We start from the raw sequence: 17,600 nt of genomic DNA, 5'->3' as shown, positions 1-17,600 counted from the left end.
ATTGATAATACTTTCTATACATTTTGATCCACTATTCTATTTTATATTATGATATGAATGGTTTTTTGGGAATAATTTTATCAAAAGTTATAAAAATACTAAAGAGAAAATCTCCGCTTGGATAGATGTTCCTCCTCCATTTCAATAATAACCATATCACTACCAATTTTTCTTACACAATCCCAAGGAATTTCCAAAAAATTTTTATCATGAAAAATAGAAAATTGGTTTTTAAAATCTGGTACCAATACAGCTTTGATCTTTCCATTTCTTTCATCTATTAATAGATCTGATTCTGCCAAAATCCCTAATCTTCCCCCATCATTTAAATTTACAATCTCTTTTCCTCCTAATTTACTAAGCCTCATTTTTATTCTCCTTTCACTTTAATCATCTAATCTTATACGTTAAGATTTTAATCTGTTAACAACCCCATCTAAACTGAGTCTTAGTTTATATTATTTTATAAAAAGATATATTATTCCTGTGAAGTGCCTGTATGTCCAAAGCCTCCTGAGCCTCTTTGTGTCTTCTCTAATACATCTACTTCCTCCCATGAAATTTGTTCATATTTACAAATGACAAGTTGTGCAATTCTATCCTCAGGATCAATATGAAAATTTTCCTCTCCCCAGTTGATCAGCAAAACTTTAATTTCTCCTCGATAGTCGCTATCTATAGTCCCTATTCCATTGACTAAACCTATGCCATATTTTACAGCTAGTCCACTTCTTGCACGAACTTGGGCTTCTAACCCTTTAGGCAACTCTATAGATATACCCGTTGGAACAAGCATTCTTTGTCCTGGTTTTATGGTAATCGTCTCTTTTATATCTGCGTGTAAATCCATTCCTGCTGATCCTTGTGTTTCATATTTAGGCAATAAACTTTTATCTTCAAGTTTTATTTTAATTTTATACATTAGTTCTCCTCCTCTATAAATGAAAAGATATTAGCATAACGCTAACATCTTAAATTTTTCAAATTTTCATTTTTATTCATATTCCCAATCATAGAAACAGCAACTTCATCAAAGGAAAACACCTTATCTATGACTCTTTTTATATCTTGAATACTCACCTTATCTATTTTTTGCATAATTTCTTTAGGTGAATAAATTTTATTTAAAAACAATTCAGATTTTCCTATAGATAACATTCTACTACTCGTACTTTCTAATCCTAAAATATAATTTCCTTTTAATTGCTCCTTGGACTTTTGAAGTTCTTCCTCTGTCAAACCAATTTTTCTCATATTATTTCCTTCTTCTTGAATCAATCTTAAGACTTCATCAAATTGTGATGGACTCACTCCTGAATAAATAGTAAATAACCCTATATCCTTATAAGATGAAAGATAAGAATATACAGAATAAGCTAATCCCTTATCTTCTCTAATGTTTTGGAAAAGTCTAGAACTCATACTTCCTCCAAAAACTGTATTAACTAAAAGTAGAGGATAATGATCCTTGCTATTTATAGGTACTCCCTCTACACCCATACATATATGAACTTGTTCAATATCTTTATGCTTGATAAATTTGTTTTTTATAAACTTAGCAGGCTCTATTATACCAGATGAAGGAAAAGTATTTTTAAAATCTTTACATTTTTCTTCTAATAGGTATAAAATTTCTTCTTCCTTGAAATTTCCAACTATAGAAATTACTATATTTTCAGGCGTATAATGCTCCTTCATATATTTTATAAGCATATTTCTATGAAAACTATTAACAGTTTTTTGAGTTCCCAAAACTGGAAATCCTAAAGAATGTCCTTGAAATACTGCCTTAGATAATAAATCATGTACATCATCTTCTGGAGAATCTTCATACATATTGATTTCCTCTAAAACTACACTTTGTTCTTTTTTTATTTCTTCAGGGTCAAATAAAGAATAAAACAACATATCTGTGAGTACATCTATAGCAATATCCATATGGGTATCTAAAACTTTTGCATAATAACAAGTACATTCCTTACTTGTAAATGCATTAAGTTGTCCGCCTATATCATCAATGGCCTTGGCGATATCTTTTGCTGTTCTATTTTTTGTTCCTTTAAAAAGCATATGCTCAATAAAATGCGTAATTCCATTATTTTCAACATTTTCGTCTATAGATCCAGTCTTTACCCAAAATCCTATAGATACAGAACGCACATGGGAAATTTTTTCTAAAACAACTCTTACACCGTTGCTTAATTTGTATTTTTGATACATTTTATCCTCCTGTTTATATTAGTGAACGACATATAGTTATTATAATGTAGCGAGAAGGAATAATCAAGAACAACACTCTTACTCTTGTTTTAATAGTTGTGATATCGTTCCTATTTTTATTCCTTCTTTCTTAATATTTTCAATCAAATATGGTAGTGCTTCTACCGTCGCTGGTTTTGGATGCATCAGTAAAATAGCTCCTTTATGGGGTTTTTTCATAACTCTGTCAATAATTACATCTTTTGTAGATCCCTCTTTCCAATCAATTGTATCTACACTCCACAAAATCGTTTGATACCCAAGTTCTTTTGCTACTTTTAAAGTAGTTTCATTATAATCTCCTGATGGAGGTGCAAAATAGATAGGTTTTTTCCCTAATACATTCAAAATCACATCTTCTGTTTTTTTAATTTCTCTATAATTTTCTTCTTTGCTTATTTTACTATGCATTTTATGACTATAAGCATGGCTTCCTATTTCATGTCCTTTTTCATGCATAAGTTTAAGCATTTCGGGATTGTTATCTGCCCATCTTCCAGATACAAAAAAAGTAATGTATATTTGTTCTTTTTCACAGATCTCTAATATTTTTGGAATTTCTTCTGTCCCCCAATCTACATTACAGGTAAATGCCATCTTTGTACTGTCTTTATATCCACTTCGAATAGGTTCTTCCACATTGGGTATCGTAAATGTATCTATATTCTTATGTAAATAAAAAAATGAAAAGATCATCAATACCAATAAAACAAAAATAAAAGTTATACTTTTTTTTCTAGACAGTATGTATATTCTCATATGCTTCTACCCCCTTTTTCAATAGAAGCATATTCAATTTTTAAAAATTTATTCAATAATCTTTAGGAAAATTTAAAAAAACATAAACCTTTCTGGTTTATGCTTTCTAATCTTGTTTTTGTTCTTGTTGTTCTTCTTTAGCTTCTTCATCTTGTAATAAAACTTTTCTAGATAAATTAATTCTTCCTTGTTTGTCAATTTCTATTACTTTAACTTGTACTTCATCTCCTACTTTTAAAACATCTTCAACTTTAGGAATTTTTTCTTTAGCAATTTGAGAAATATGAAGTAACCCTTCTTTTCCTGGAAGAATTTCCACAAAAGCACCAAAATTTAAAATCTTGATTACTTTTCCTTGATAAACTTCTCCAACTTCTGCTTCTTTTACAATACCTTCAATGATTTGTACTGCTTTATTTCCATCTTCCATATTAGATGCTGTAATAAACACTCTTCCATCATCTTCAATATCTATTTTTACACCAGTTTCTTCTATGATCTTACTAATTACTTTTCCACCTGCTCCAATTACAGCTCTTATTTTTTCAGGATCAATGTTAATGTGAATAATTCTTGGAGCATAAGGAGAAAGTTCTTTTCTTGGTGTAGTAATTGCTTCACTCATTTTATCTAAAATATGTAATCTTCCTTTTCTAGCTTGCTCTAGTGCTTTTTGAAGAACTTCTTTATCAATTCCATGAATTTTTATATCCATTTGAATAGCAGTTACTCCATCTTTTGTTCCTGCTACTTTAAAATCCATATCTCCTAAAAAGTCTTCCATTCCTTGTATATCACTTAAAATAGCTAGATTATCATCTTCCTTGATCAGTCCCATTGCAATGCCTGCTACAGGTGCTGAAATAGGTACGCCTGCATCTAATAAAGCTAAAGTACTTCCGCATACAGATGCTTGAGATGTACTTCCATTAGAACTTAATACCTCAGATACAAGTCTTATTGTATAAGGAAAATCTTGCTCTGATGGAATTACAGGCTCTAATGCTCTCTCAGCTAGTGCTCCATGACCTATCTCTCTTCTTCCTGGACCTCTTAAAAATCTTGCTTCTCCTACACTATAAGGTGGAAAATTATAATGATGCATATATCTTTTAGATTCCTCTACGCCAAGTCCATCTATTACTTGAGCATCTCCTATAGCACCAAGTGTAGCTACTGTTAATACTTGAGTTTGTCCTCTTGTGAAAAGTCCTGTTCCATGAGTTCTTGGAAGAATGGAAACTTCAGAAGATATCGGTCGTATTTCTTGTGCACTACGATTGTCTGGTCGTATTCCATCTTTTGTAATCATTGCTCTTACTTGTTCTTTTGTAATTTGATACAAAGTTTCTGCTACATCCTTTAAATAATCTGGATACTTTTCTTCAAAATACTCTATAGTCTCTGCCTTCACTGCATCCATCTTTTCATTTCTCTCTAACTTATCTACTGTTTTAATAGCAGTAAGCATTTTTTGTGTAGCAAATTCTCTTACTTCTTTTTCTATTTCTTCATCTACTTTATATAACTGCACTTCTAATTTTTCTTTTCCAACTTCTTTTACAATATCTTCAATAAAAGCTACAATTTTTTTAATTTCTTCATGGGCAAATAAAATTCCGTCTAACATCGTTTCTTCTGGAATAATATTAGCTCCCGCTTCTACCATCATAATCGCATCTTTTGTTCCTGAAACGACCAAATGCATTTGGCTTTTTTCCCTTTGTTCTAATGTAGGATTGATGATAAATTCTCCATCTATTAATCCTACTACTACAGAGGCTGTAGGTCCATCAAAAGGAATATCGGATATAGATAAAGCTACTGAAGATCCAATCATAGCTACCACATCTGGTGTAGAGTCTTGATCTACAGATAAAACTGTAGCTACTACTTGTACATCATTTCTAAAGCCTTTAGGAAATAATGGTCTAATCGGTCTATCTATCAATCTTGATGTTAAAATAGCCTTTTCTGTAGGTCTTCCTTCTCTTTTAATAAATCCTCCTGGAATCTTTCCAACAGAATATAGTCTTTCTTCATAATCTACACTTAATGGGAAAAAGTCTATTCCAGTCTTTGGTTCAGATGAAGCAACTGCTGTTACTAAAACTACTGTATCTCCATATCTAAGTATAGCTGATCCATTTGCAAGTTGTGCAACTTTTCCCACTTCTACCGTTAAAGTACGATTTCCTATGATGGTTTGAAATTTTTTTTCCATATTATCCCTCCTCTTTATTTATTATTATTCTACACAATTACATTATTCCCTACACATTAAAGAAAAATTCTTTTATTGGTACATAAAACAATTGAGCGGGAATACCCGCTCAATAATGATTACTTTCTTAGACCTAGCTTTTGAATGATACTTCTGTATCTTTCAATATCTTTGTCTGTAAGATAGTTTAATAAATTTCTTCTTTTACCTACCATCTTTAAAAGTCCACGACGTGAATGATGATCTTTTTTATGGATTTTTAAGTGTTCGTTTAATTCATTGATTCTGTTTGTAAGTAATGCAATTTGCACTTCTGGAGAACCTGTATCTGTTTCATGTACTTTGTATTCTCCAATGATTGTTTGTTTTTGCTCTGTATTCATTGTTAAGTTACACCTCCATTATTTTTAAATCCCCATAAGCCAAGTACTACGTAGGAGAATCGTACTACATAGCATATGGTTCTTACAATTTTAAATTGTATCATAATATTAAATACTTGTAAAGAATAACGTCGTCTTTCTATATGTTAAAAAATTTTTGAGCTTCCTCTATATCTTTGTTCACTTGAGTAATCAAATCGTCAACACTTGTGTAACATACTTCGTCCCTAGCCTTTTGAAAAAATAAAATCTCTATTTTTTTTTCATATAGATCTCCATCAAAATTTATAATATGTGTTTCTATGCCAATAGGATTTTTTCCTAATGTAGGTTTAGATCCTACATTGGTAATACTATTATAAATTTTATCCTGTACAATGGTTTTGGTAAAATAAACACCAGGGTTAGGAATTACAAATCCTTCTTCAGGAGCTATATTTGCTGTTGGAAACCCAAATTTCTTTCCATTATTCTTTCCATGAATTACTTTTCCTAAAATAGAATAATTTCTCCCTAAAAACAAATTTGCTTTTCCTATATTTCCATATTTTATATATTCTCTAATTTTGGTACTGCTTAAAACTTCATTTTGTATTTCTACAGCATTTACAACCATTAAATCATAATCATATTGATCTTTTAATTGATGAAGAAGGTTCACATCTCCTTGAGCTTTATATCCAAAATGATAATCAAAACCTACAACTGCATAAGACATTTTTAGTTGATCTTTTAATATTTCTTTTATAAACTTCTCAGGTAGTAAACTCCTTTGATATTCATCAAATTTTACACAAACTGTATAGTCCACACCAAGTTCAGATAAAATCATAAATTTTTTGTCATCTGGCATAATTCTTTTCGGCGAACCTACTTTTTGTGTTAAATTTCTTGGATGATTTTGAAAAGTATACACCACACTTTTAAATCCATTTTTTTTACAAATATCCACCAAATTCACAATTAAAGCTCGATGACCTATATGTACTCCATCAAAACTTCCTAGTGCAACTCCAGTATTAAAATCTATATGAAAATTCTTTAGTGAATCAATTATTTTCATAGTATTTCCCCTTTAGTTAAAAACTCTATGAACACGAATATAAAAATTAGCTTCGTTTTTAATTTCTCCTAATCCTACAAATTTATTTTCAACATATAATCTTACCATTTCATCACTAGATAAGGAATCATATGAAAGTATATTTTTCATGTACAAATCATTTCCATTCATCAAATATTTTTTAGATTCTTCACGAATATCAATTCTTGGTAGATTTGTCAATGGTTCATCTAACGGAACTACAACTTTAGATTCTATCTCATCTAAAGACATATTCCCTAACTCTTCTAATGAAAAAGCCTGATTTAAATGAAATTTTCCACTTTGTGTTCTAAGAAGAAAAGACATATATGCCCCGCATCCTAGCAGATTTCCAATATCTTCACACAAAGTTCTTACATATGTTCCTTTAGAACATAATACATCAAACAAAATAACATTTTCATCTATATTCAAAATATCTAATTCGTAAATTATTACTTTTCTTTCTTTTCTTTCTACTTCTTTTCCTTCTCTTGCCAACTCATATAATTTTTTACCTTTATGTTTAAGGGCAGAATACATAGGGGGTATTTGATGAATCTCTCCTTGAAAAGACGAAAATATTTTTAGAATCTCTTCCTTCGACACTTTTACTGGTCTTTGATGAATGATTTCTCCCCATCTATCTTGAGTATCTGTATTTTTCCCTAATGTCATTTCACATCTATATTTTTTCGTATCATTTAAAAGATATTGACTAATCTTTGTAGCCTCTCCTATACAAATAGGTAATACTCCTGCTGCCATAGGATCTAATGTTCCTGTATGTCCTACTTTTTTTATATTCAATCTTTTTTTTATAAAATATACAACATCATGAGATGTCATATGAGGTGGTTTTAAAACATTGATAATTCCTTTCAATTCATCACCTACAAATAGTTTTTAATGACTTCTATTACTTGTTGTTTTGCACCATCTATATGATCATAAATGGTACATCCTGAAGCTTTTTTATGTCCGCCACCATGAAATTTTTGCGCAATTTCACTAACATCCACATTGTATTTTGCTCGAAATCCAACTTTGATTTCACATTCATTCATTTCCTTAAGTAAAATACCAACTTCTACGCCCTTAATATCTCTAGCATATTCAATAAACCCCTCTACATCTCCTACTTTTGCATTATGCTTTTTAAGCAAATCCTCTGTAATAGATAATATAGCTACTTGATTATTAAAGTGAAAAGATAAAGTATTTAAAACATCGCCTAAAAGATTTACTTTATATAGAGGTTTGTTTTGATAAAGTTGTGTATTAATAAAATTCAAATCAATATCACTCTCTAACAATAAAGCAGCTATATGATGAGTTTGAGAAGAAGTATTGTCATACTTAAAACTTCCTGTATCCGTAGATAATCCCGTATATAGACATGTGGCAATTTCTTTTGTCATAGAAATTTTAAGGCTTTTTATCAAATTATAAATTACTTCTGCAGTTGCTGCTGCATCTGAATTTACAATATTGTATCTAGCAAAATAAGTATTAGTAAGATGGTGATCTATATTTAAACTATTTATATCATCTTTAATACATTTAGCTCTTTCCCCTAGTCTATCTACATCACTACAATCTACAGTAATGATAAGATCATATTGAAAATGAGCAGGTATATTTTTATCAATTTTTATATAATTTAAAAATTGAATATTACTTGGAACTTCTTCATCTAATAGAATATGTGCATCTTTTTTGATCTTTCTTAAAGCTAAACAAAGAGCCATAGAAGAACCTATTGTATCTCCATCCGGAAGAATGTGTGGAAGAATGATAATCTTTTCAGATTTTTCAATCACATCTACCACACAATTAAGATCATTATTTTTATTCATTTTCTTCTTCCTTCTTATTTATTTTATGAATTAAATCAGATATATACAGTCCTTTTTGTATAGATTCATCTAATTGAAATACAGGTTCTGGTGTATATCTTAATTTTAAATTTTTTCCAATCTCTTTGCGCACAAATCCTGCAGCACTTTTTAATGCTTTTATAGTATCTTGTTTTTCTTGTTCTGAACCATATACACTAATAAAAATATTAGCATATCTTAAATCTCTTGTTACATCTACTTCTACTACGCTTGTTAACTTTGATATTCGAGGATCTTTTAATTCATGCATTAACATACCACTTACTATTTTTCTTACTTCTTCATTGATTCTGCTTACTCTTGGATATCCCATATAAACACCCTCTATCCTCTTTTTACTTCTTCTATGATATATGGTTCGATGATATCTCCTTCTTTGAGGTCATTATAATTCTCAAGACCTACTCCGCATTCATATCCTGTTGCTACTTCTTTTGCATCGTCTTTAAAACGTTTTAAAGAGCTAATTACACCTTCAAAGATAATAATACCATCTCTTAAAAGTCTTACTTTTGCATTTCTTGTAATTTTTCCTTCTTGCACATATGCTCCTGCAATCGTTCCTATTCCAGGAACTTTAAAAGTAGCTCTTACTTCTACTTTTCCTAAAACTACTTCTTTATATTCAGGATCAAGCATACCTTTCATAGCTGCTTCTATATCTTCAATCGCTTCATAAATGATTCTATAGGTTCTAAGATCCACATTTTCATTTTTTGCTAAATGCTCTAATGCTGAAGATGGTCTTACATTAAATCCAATAATAATAGCATTTGAAGCAGATGCAAGCATAATATCAGATTCCGTAATAGTTCCTACTCCACCATGAATCATTTTTACTTTTACTTCGTCATTACTTAACTTCAGTAATGATTGTTTTACAGCCTCAACAGATCCTTGTACATCTGCTTTTACAATGACATTTAACTCTTTTACATTTCCTTCTTGAATTTGTTTAAATAAATCTTCTAAGGAAACTTTTGCAGTAGCATTTAAATTTTCTTCTCTTATTTTTGCACGTCTTTTTTCTACAATTTGACGTGCTATTTTATCTTCTTTGACTGCATGGAATAGATCTCCTGCTTTTGGTACATCTGCAAGTCCTAAGATTTCTACTGGAGTTGCAGGTCCTGCTTTTTTGATGTTTTTTCCTTTATCATTGATCATGGCTCTAATTCTTCCATAAGAAGCTCCTGCAACAACTGAATCTCCGACCTTTAATGTTCCATTTTGTACGAGAATGGTAGCTACAGGTCCACGACTTTTATCTAGTTTCGCTTCGATAACTGTTCCAGATGATAATTTTTTTGGATTTGCCTTTAATTCTAGCATTTCTGCTACAAGAAGAATCATCTCTAATATATTATCAATACCTTCTCCATTTTTAGCTGAAACTGGTACAGAGATCACATCTCCACCCCATTCTTCAATTAAAATTCCATTTTCAGACAATTCCTGTTTTACTCGATCTGGATTCGCTCCTGGTTTATCCATTTTATTAACAGCCACAATGATTGGAACACCAGCAGCTTTGGCATGGCTAATCGCTTCTACTGTTTGAGGCATTACTCCATCATCTGCTGCAACTACTAAAATTGCAATATCTGTGATACTCGCTCCTCTGGCTCTCATAGATGTAAATGCCTCATGTCCTGGTGTATCTAAAAATACTATTTTTTTGCCATTTACTTCTACCTCTGAAGCTCCTATATGTTGTGTAATTCCACCTGCTTCTCTATCTGTTACATGAGTATTTCTAATAGCATCTAAAAGAGAAGTTTTACCATGGTCAACATGTCCCATTACAGTAATAACTGGTGGTCTTTCTTTTAAATCTTCTGGTCGATCTGGCGTTTCTTCTAATTCAAATTCTAATACTTCTTCTTTTTCTTCTTTTTGAACTTCTATTCCAAATTCTAATGCAATAGAGGCTGCTGAATCAAAATCAATTTGTTGATTGGCAGAAGCAAAAACTCCCATACCAATTAATTTTGTGATGACTTCTGAAACATTTTTTCCTATTTGATCTGCAAATTCCTTTACAATAATCGTTTCTGGAATCTGAATTTTGGTTTCATCTATTTCTTTTATTTCTTCTTTTTTAACTTCTTTTTCTTCTTTTGGTTTTTCAATGGTTTTATTTTTCACAGTTATGTTTACCTTTTCACTTTCTTTTTTTGAATCGTCATAAAATTCTTTCATAACATCTACTACATCTTCCTCTAATGTGCTCATATGATTTGTAATTGTAATATCGAGTTCCTCCAATTTATGAATTAATTCTTTACTTGAAATTCCTAATTCTTTAGCCAATTGATATACTCTCATTTTTGACAATCTATTCACCCCCCAAGTGATTTGGACATTCCTTTTCGTCTTGAACAAGGGAAAGAATCTTAGTAGCAAATCCTTTATCTTTTATACCATATACGGTCCTGTTTGATTTTCCAACAGCATTGGATAGGCTTTCTCTATTTGCATAGATGAGAAATGGAATGTTTCTATGGTTTGCCATATCTTTAAACTTCTTTTTTGTATTCTCTGATGCATCTTGTGGAACAATAATTAATTGTATAACTTTTTTTTTTGCATACAATGTGCAAGTATCTTCCCCAGTTACTAGTTGACCTGAACGCTGAGCTAGACCTAAAAAAGAAAAAACTTTATTTTCCATCCGTAGATAACTCCTCATACAATCTTTCATAGATTTGTGCATTAACTTCCTGTTCAAATGCCTTATTTAATGCTTTTTTCTTATGCATTTTTTTTAGACACTCTATATCATTGCAGACATAAGCACCTCTTCCAGCAACTTTCCCTGTTTTGTCTAAGTTTATTTCTCCATCTTTGGACTTAACTACACGAATCAACTCTTTTTTTGGTTTAGATATCATGCAACCAATACATTTTCTTAGGGGTATCTTTTTTACTTTCATCTTAAAAGTACCTCCTATTCTTCTACTGTATTTCCCATTTCTTTATATTGGGATTCGCTTTTAATATCAATTTTCCATCCAGTTAATTTAGCTGCTAGTCTTGCATTTTGACCTTCTTTTCCTATAGCCAGTGACAATTGATAATCAGGTACTACAACTAAAGCAGTTTTTTCATTTTCACTAGGTATAACTTTTACTACTTTTGATGGACTTAATGCACTTGCAATTAATTCTTTAGGGTCATCATTCCATTTAATAATATCTATTTTTTCTCCCTTTAATTCATCTACAATGGTCTGAACCCTTACTCCTTTATGTCCAACACAAGCTCCTACAGGATCTACATTTTCATCTACAGAATGTACAGCAAGTTTTGTTCTAGATCCAGCTTCTCTTGAAATACTTTTAATTTCTACTATGCCATCATGAATTTCAGGCACTTCTAACTCAAAAAGTCTTTTTACAAGCCCTGGATGAGTTCTAGATACTAAAATTTGAGGTCCTTTTGTTGTCTTTTTCACCTCAATAATATAAGTTTTGATTCTATCATTTTGATTGTATACTTCTTGTGTAATCTGTTCTGTAGGTGTTAGTACTGCTTCTGTTTTACCTAAATTAATAAATACATTTCCTTTGCTGATTCTTTCAACAGTCCCTGTTACAATTTCACTTTCTCTATTCACAAACTCATCATAGATAATGCCTCTCTCAGCTTCTCGAATTCTTTGCACTACTACTTGCTTTGCAGTTTGTGCAGCAATTCTACCAAAGTTTCTAGGAGTTACTTCAGTTTCTACTGTATCTCCTGCTTCATAACGAACATCTATTTCTTTTGCTTCTTCAACACTAATATCAAGTAGCTCATCTTCGATTTCTTCTACTACATTTTTAAGTGAAAATACACGTACTTCTCCACTTTCTCTATCAATATACACTTTTACATTTTGTGATGTTCCATAATTCCTTTTGTACCCAGAAATAAGTGCTGCTTCAATAGCTTCAATTAATATATCTTTTGAAACTCCTTTTTCTTTTTCAATTTGATCCAATGCTTCAATAAACTCTCCATTCATCTTTCACACCTCCTTATCAAATCACAACAGCTAATTTTACTTTTGCTGCTTTTTCTTTTGGTATAGAAATGATTTGATCTTTATTCATTTTTACATGAATATGTCCATTCTCTAATGCTACTAACTCAGCTTCTATAACTTTTTGTCCTTCTATAGGCTCATATAAATGAATTTCAATCATTCTTCCTTTGTATTTTTCAAAATCTTTGTCTGCTTTAAGTGGTCGATCTAGTCCTGGAGAAGATACTTCTAAATAATAATTTTGTTCAATAGGATCTGTTTCATCTAATTTTTCACTTAGAAATTCACTCACCATTTGACAATCATCTAAACTTACTCCATCTAATTTGTCTATGTATACTCTTAAAAACCAATTTTGACCTTCTTTTACAAACTCAACATCTACTAATTCTATTTGCTTTTCATTTGTAAAAGGCAAAATTAATTCTTCTACAATTTCAACAACACGTTTTTTAGACATTTTTTCCCTCCTTCTGACTAAAATCTTATATATTATTATATATACATATTTTTTCGAAAATGCATATATATTATTCTTTAATTAAAAATTATCATATTCCTATATATGATAAAAAATAAGTGAAATAGCACGAAAGAGTGGGTAACTTCCCACTCTTTATGGTAATCACCTATTTATCTATCATTCAGATTATAGCATAACCTTTACAAATATGCAACTCTAAAATAGGGATAGCTGATTGGTATCAGGTAGATTGAATAGGCATCCATGATTTTTAAGAGTCTCAATAACCGTTTTGGTAACTTTTGTTCTTTCTCTTATATCTTCAATAGAAATAAATTCACCATTTTCCCTAGCCTCACAAATACTTTTTGCTGCATTTTCTCCAACTCCTTGTAGTGCACGAAGAGGAGGAAGTAATTTGTTATCTACAATTTGAAATTTATCTGAATCAGACTTGTATAGATCTACTGGCAAAAATTCAAAATCTCTACAATACATTTCATAAACTACTTCAAGAACCGTAAGCAAATCTTTTTCTTTTTGTGTTAATTGATTATTAGGATCTTCTAATTCCTTTATTTTAGCTTTGACTATTTCTTTGCCCTTTATTACTAATTCTGCATCAAAATCTGCAGCTTTTGTAGTGAAATAAGTAGCATAAAATGCTAGTGGATAATGAACTTTAAAATATGCAATTCTAAAAGACATCATTACATAAGCTACAGCATGTGCCTTTGGAAACATATATTTTATTTTATTACAAGAGTCAATATACCATTTTGGTACATTATTTTCTTTCATCAAAGCCTCATCTTCAGGTGTAAGTCCTTTTCCTTTTCTTACTTTTTCCATAATTTTAAAAGATGATTTAGGGGGTAACCCCTTTAAAATTAAATAGTTCATAATATCATCACGAGTTGAAATTACATCTTTTAAAGTTGCAATATTTTGCCTTACTAAATCTTGTGCATTATTTACCCATACATCTGTTCCATGTGATAATCCACTAATACGTACTAACTCTGCAAAAGTTGTAGGTTTTGTGTCCATAAGCATTTGTCTTACAAACTTTGTTCCAAATTCAGGAATTCCCAAGCTTCCTACTTCACATTTAAAATCTTCATCTATAATTTTCAAAGGCTTCGGACTTACAAAAATCTCAACAGTCTCTGGATCATCTAGTGCAATCTGCGTCGGATCTACTCCTGTAATATCTTGAAGCATTCTAATAATAGTAGGTACATCATGCCCTAATATATCTAGTTTTAACAATCTCCCACTAATAGAATGATAGTCAAAATGTGTAGTAATAACTCCTGATGATCCGTCATTGGCAGGATATTGAATAGGTGTAAAATCAAAGATATCCTTATAGTTAGGAACTACCATAACTCCTCCTGGATGTTGTCCTGTAGTTCTTTTTACGCCTGTACATCCATGAGATAGTCTTTCTATTTCTCTATTATTGATCGTAAGTTCTCTTTCTTCAAAATATTTTTTTACAAATCCATAAGCTGTTTTATCTGCAATCGTTCCAATTGTTCCTGCACGAAATACATATCCTTTTCCAAATAACTCTTCTGTATACTTATGAGCATTAGGTTGATACTCCCCTGCAAAGTTAAGATCTATATCTGGTTCTTTATCTCCTTCAAATCCTAAAAAGACTTCAAAAGGAATATCATGTCCATCTTTTAAATAATCCTCACCACATACTGGACATTTTTTATCTGGTAAATCTGCTCCACTTCCTATAGATCCATCTGTAATAAATTCTGAACGCTTACATTGTTTACATATATAATGAGGAGGCAGAGGATTTACTTCTGTAATATCACTCATGGTAGCTACAAAAGAAGATCCTACCGAACCTCTAGATCCTACTAAATATCCATCTTGTAACGATTTTGTTACAAGCTTTTGTGCAATAATATACATCACCGCATACCCATTGCTAATAATAGAATTTAATTCTCTATCTAATCTCTTTTTTACAATTTCAGGGATGGGCTCTCCATAAATACGAATGGCCTTTTCATAACACATATTTCTTAAATCTTCTTCTGAACCTTCTATAATAGGTGGATACGTGTCTTGTGGAATAGGAATTATATCTTCTACTAAGTCAGCAATTAAATTAGGCCCATTGATTACTACATCTTTTGCTACCTCTTCTCCTAAATACTTAAATTCTTCTAACATTTCATCGGTGGTTTTAAAATATAAAGGAGCTTGATTATCCGCATCACTAAATCCTTGTCCACTCATTAAAATTCTTCTGTACACTTCATCATGTGGATCTAAAAAATGAACATCTCCTGTTGCAACAACTGGTTTTTTATGTTTTTTCCCTAAATCTACAACCTTTTTATTGATTTCCTTTAATTCATCTGTATTTTTGACAAGTCCTTTCTGAATCAAAAATTGATTATTCTCTATAGGTTGAATCTCTAAATAATCATAATATTTTGCAATATTATCTATTTCTCTTTGTGATTTATTTCCAATTAAACTTTTATATAACTCCCCTGCTTCACAAGCTGTTCCTATAATAAGCCCTTCTCTATATTGAGACAAAAGAGATTTAGGAATCCTTGGCCTTTTATAAAAATAGTCCATATGAGATGTAGAGATGATTTTATATAGATTTTTAAGTCCTGTATAATTTTTAACAAGTATAATAATATGAAAAGTGTCTAATTTTTTTACATCTACTGACTTTTGATACAAATCATTTACTTCATTTAATTTTTCTATCCCTTTTTCTTTTAATAAATCTAAAAACTTTATAAAAATTTCTGCTGTAGCTTGTGCATCATCTACTGCTCTATGGTGATTCTCTAAAGTTACATTCAACTCTTTTGCAATAATATTTAACTTATATCTTTTTAAATGGGGAAGTAAAATTTTAGAAAGTCTTAGTGTATCTATAATGGAATTGTGAAATTCTAATTTCATTCTTCTACAATTTTCTTTTATAAAACCTGTATCAAACGAAGCATTGTGAGCCACTATAGGATCATTTTTTATAAAATCTAAAAATTCTGGTAACATCTCCTCAACCGTAGGTTCATTTTTCACCATATCATCTGTGATTCCTGTAAGTTCTACTATTTTAGGTGGTATTGGAATTTTAGGATTAATCAAAACATTAAATCTTTCAACAATCTGTCCATTTGTTATTCTTACAGCTCCTATTTCAGTAATTTTATCATTTTTGCTTGAAAGACCTGTAGTTTCAATATCAAACACTATATAAGATTGATCTAAAGGCTTTTGATTGTCTCCAATAACAATAGGTTCTCCATCATTGACAAGGTAGCCTTCCACTCCATAAAGTACTTTTATATCATTCTTTTTTGCAGCTTCCATAGCTTCTGGAAAAGCTTGTACCACCCCATGATCTGTAATAGCAATAGCTTTGTGTCCCCAATCTTTTGCTCTCTTTACAATACTGGAAGTAGAAGATACTGCATCCATAGCACTCATTTGTGTATGAACATGAAGTTCTACTCTTTTTTTGTCTGCATAGTCTTGTCTTACTTTCTTTTGTCCCTTTAAAATATCCTTTGCCATAATAACAATCTCTCTAGAAAAAGTATCATATCTAGCTTCTCCTCTTACTTTTACATACTTACCTTTTTCTAGTCCGCTTACCAGTCCATCTAATTCTTCTTTTTTTACAAATAATTTCACTGCAATAGAACCCTTATAATCTGTAATACTAATTATCCCTAAACTTTTTCCGTTTTTTAATTCTCTCCACTCTGCATCAAATATTTCTCCTTCTATAGAAACAATACCTGATTCTTCATTGAGAGTAGGTATATATACAATAAGATCATTAAATTTTTTTCCTAAAATGACAGATTCATCTGATATAGATTTCTTTGTTCCTCTTGTAGGAGCTTTTTCTACTTCATTTATGATATTTTCAATAAAAACTTTAGTTTCTTGTTCCTTTTCCTTAATATAATCATTCAACTTTTCATTTTGAGATTCAAGACTTTTTCTAAATAGCACTTGCACTTTTTGATGAAGTTCTGAATCAATCAATTGTTGAATAAACGCATCTATCTTTTTTTCTCTTAAAGTCTCTATACCTATTTCATCATATATATCTATTATTAATGAATCTTTATTCCAATGAAACTTTGCTTCCTTTAACCATCCTAATGCACATGGATTTCTTTTTTGTATCTGATAAATAATATTTTTCCAATATATATTGATATTGCTTTGATCTACTTTTATATCTCTATAAGACATATTCAATTGAATTTCTTTTATAAAAGGAATATTTTGTTTTATATTTTTTTTAACATTTTCTAACGTAGATTGATCAATCAGGTGATCTGAATATAGTAAAAAAATAAGAGTTTTCTCTTCTTTATGATACTGTATTTTTTCTACATACGGATTGTCCTTTAATCTAACATTAAATGCAATCTGACGAATTGCTTCACTTAAAAGCTTACTCATTTTTATCCTCCTTCA

At 30.6% G+C, this 17,600-nt stretch carries 16 protein-coding genes; all 16 read right to left on the bottom strand.

Features of this window, described 5'->3' with window-relative positions:
• Positions 1-98: 98 nt before the first annotated feature.
• The 16 genes from EK368_RS05045 to EK368_RS04970 all read right to left on the bottom strand — a co-directional run bounded on the left by EK368_RS05045 (position 99) and on the right by EK368_RS04970 (position 17,585).
• Positions 99-368: a YlmC/YmxH family sporulation protein gene (locus tag EK368_RS05045; RefSeq protein WP_129597038.1), complete on the bottom strand. Its 270-nt coding sequence runs from the start codon at positions 366-368 to the stop codon at positions 99-101.
• A 110-nt stretch (positions 369-478) separates the two neighbouring features.
• Positions 479-922, bottom strand: coding sequence for a dUTP diphosphatase (gene dut / locus EK368_RS05040; RefSeq protein WP_129597036.1), 444 nt, complete (start codon positions 920-922; stop codon positions 479-481).
• 41 nt (positions 923-963) lie between these two features.
• Complete coding sequence (locus EK368_RS05035) at positions 964-2,220, bottom strand: M16 family metallopeptidase (RefSeq protein ID WP_129597034.1); 1,257 nt, start codon at positions 2,218-2,220, stop codon at positions 964-966.
• 78 nt (positions 2,221-2,298) lie between these two features.
• Entirely contained in the window at positions 2,299-3,018 is a 720-nt protein-coding gene (locus EK368_RS05030; protein ID WP_129597032.1) for a polysaccharide deacetylase family protein, read from the bottom strand.
• A gap of 106 nt (positions 3,019-3,124) precedes the next feature.
• On the bottom strand, positions 3,125-5,242 hold the full coding sequence (pnp, locus tag EK368_RS05025) for a polyribonucleotide nucleotidyltransferase (protein WP_129597030.1): 2,118 nt from the start codon (positions 5,240-5,242) through the stop codon (positions 3,125-3,127).
• Between the two features lie 119 nt (positions 5,243-5,361).
• Positions 5,362-5,625, bottom strand: a complete 264-nt coding sequence (rpsO, locus tag EK368_RS05020) for a 30S ribosomal protein S15 (RefSeq protein WP_129597028.1) — start codon at positions 5,623-5,625, stop codon at positions 5,362-5,364.
• Positions 5,626-5,764: 139 nt separating this feature from the next.
• Positions 5,765-6,688, bottom strand: coding sequence for a bifunctional riboflavin kinase/FAD synthetase (locus EK368_RS05015; protein ID WP_129597026.1), 924 nt, complete (start codon positions 6,686-6,688; stop codon positions 5,765-5,767).
• Between the two features lie 12 nt (positions 6,689-6,700).
• Positions 6,701-7,594, bottom strand: coding sequence for a tRNA pseudouridine(55) synthase TruB (truB, locus tag EK368_RS05010; protein ID WP_129597024.1), 894 nt, complete (start codon positions 7,592-7,594; stop codon positions 6,701-6,703).
• Positions 7,595-7,602: 8 nt separating this feature from the next.
• The gene (locus tag EK368_RS05005; RefSeq protein WP_129597022.1) at positions 7,603-8,568 is read right to left on the bottom strand and encodes a DHH family phosphoesterase; all 966 of its coding nucleotides are present in this window, start codon (positions 8,566-8,568) and stop codon (positions 7,603-7,605) included.
• Positions 8,561-8,923 carry a 30S ribosome-binding factor RbfA gene (gene rbfA / locus EK368_RS05000; protein ID WP_129597020.1) on the bottom strand — a complete coding sequence of 121 codons (363 nt, stop codon included), beginning with the start codon at positions 8,921-8,923 and terminating at the stop codon, positions 8,561-8,563. The genes EK368_RS05005 and rbfA overlap by 8 nt, the downstream gene beginning before the upstream one ends.
• Before the next feature lie 11 nt (positions 8,924-8,934).
• Positions 8,935-10,947 carry a translation initiation factor IF-2 gene (gene infB, locus EK368_RS04995; protein WP_202976430.1) on the bottom strand — a complete coding sequence of 671 codons (2,013 nt, stop codon included), beginning with the start codon at positions 10,945-10,947 and terminating at the stop codon, positions 8,935-8,937.
• A gap of 1 nt (position 10,948) precedes the next feature.
• A complete protein-coding gene (locus EK368_RS04990) occupies positions 10,949-11,284 on the bottom strand; it encodes a L7Ae/L30e/S12e/Gadd45 family ribosomal protein (RefSeq protein WP_129597018.1) in 336 nt (111 codons plus the stop codon).
• Positions 11,274-11,546 carry an RNase P modulator RnpM gene (gene rnpM, locus EK368_RS04985; protein ID WP_129597016.1) on the bottom strand — a complete coding sequence of 91 codons (273 nt, stop codon included), beginning with the start codon at positions 11,544-11,546 and terminating at the stop codon, positions 11,274-11,276. Before rnpM ends, EK368_RS04990 begins: the two co-directional genes overlap by 11 nt.
• Before the next feature lie 14 nt (positions 11,547-11,560).
• Complete coding sequence (gene nusA, locus EK368_RS04980; protein ID WP_129597013.1) at positions 11,561-12,619, bottom strand: transcription termination factor NusA; 1,059 nt, start codon at positions 12,617-12,619, stop codon at positions 11,561-11,563.
• Positions 12,620-12,635: 16 nt separating this feature from the next.
• Positions 12,636-13,100 (bottom strand): ribosome maturation factor RimP, encoded by a 465-nt coding sequence (rimP, locus tag EK368_RS04975; protein WP_129597011.1) that lies wholly within the window; start codon positions 13,098-13,100, stop codon positions 12,636-12,638.
• A gap of 219 nt (positions 13,101-13,319) precedes the next feature.
• Positions 13,320-17,585, bottom strand: a complete 4,266-nt coding sequence (locus EK368_RS04970; protein ID WP_129597009.1) for a PolC-type DNA polymerase III — start codon at positions 17,583-17,585, stop codon at positions 13,320-13,322.
• Positions 17,586-17,600: the final 15 nt, after the last annotated feature.

Source organism: Anaerophilus nitritigenes, from assembly GCF_004138215.1.
GTDB lineage: Bacteria > Bacillota > Clostridia > Peptostreptococcales > Thermotaleaceae > Anaerophilus > Anaerophilus nitritogenes.
The sequence above is the reverse complement of the archived record's forward strand: the minus strand, read 5'-3'. Positions and strand labels throughout refer to the sequence as shown.

Coding starts and splice junctions, on each gene's coding strand:
- EK368_RS05005 (WP_129597022.1), bottom strand. CDS start 8,568: ATGAATAAAAATAATGATCTTAATTGTGTGGTAGATGTGATTGAAAAA.
- dut (WP_129597036.1), bottom strand. CDS start 922: ATGTATAAAATTAAAATAAAACTTGAAGATAAAAGTTTATTGCCTAAA.
- nusA (WP_129597013.1), bottom strand. CDS start 12,619: ATGAATGGAGAGTTTATTGAAGCATTGGATCAAATTGAAAAAGAAAAA.
- pnp (WP_129597030.1), bottom strand. CDS start 5,242: ATGGAAAAAAAATTTCAAACCATCATAGGAAATCGTACTTTAACGGTA.
- EK368_RS05030 (WP_129597032.1), bottom strand. CDS start 3,018: ATGAGAATATACATACTGTCTAGAAAAAAAAGTATAACTTTTATTTTT.
- rnpM (WP_129597016.1), bottom strand. CDS start 11,546: ATGAAAGTAAAAAAGATACCCCTAAGAAAATGTATTGGTTGCATGATA.
- EK368_RS04990 (WP_129597018.1), bottom strand. CDS start 11,284: ATGGAAAATAAAGTTTTTTCTTTTTTAGGTCTAGCTCAGCGTTCAGGT.
- rimP (WP_129597011.1), bottom strand. CDS start 13,100: ATGTCTAAAAAACGTGTTGTTGAAATTGTAGAAGAATTAATTTTGCCT.
- rbfA (WP_129597020.1), bottom strand. CDS start 8,923: ATGGGATATCCAAGAGTAAGCAGAATCAATGAAGAAGTAAGAAAAATA.
- EK368_RS04970 (WP_129597009.1), bottom strand. CDS start 17,585: ATGAGTAAGCTTTTAAGTGAAGCAATTCGTCAGATTGCATTTAATGTT.
- rpsO (WP_129597028.1), bottom strand. CDS start 5,625: ATGAATACAGAGCAAAAACAAACAATCATTGGAGAATACAAAGTACAT.
- EK368_RS05015 (WP_129597026.1), bottom strand. CDS start 6,688: ATGAAAATAATTGATTCACTAAAGAATTTTCATATAGATTTTAATACT.
- EK368_RS05045 (WP_129597038.1), bottom strand. CDS start 368: ATGAGGCTTAGTAAATTAGGAGGAAAAGAGATTGTAAATTTAAATGAT.
- EK368_RS05035 (WP_129597034.1), bottom strand. CDS start 2,220: ATGTATCAAAAATACAAATTAAGCAACGGTGTAAGAGTTGTTTTAGAA.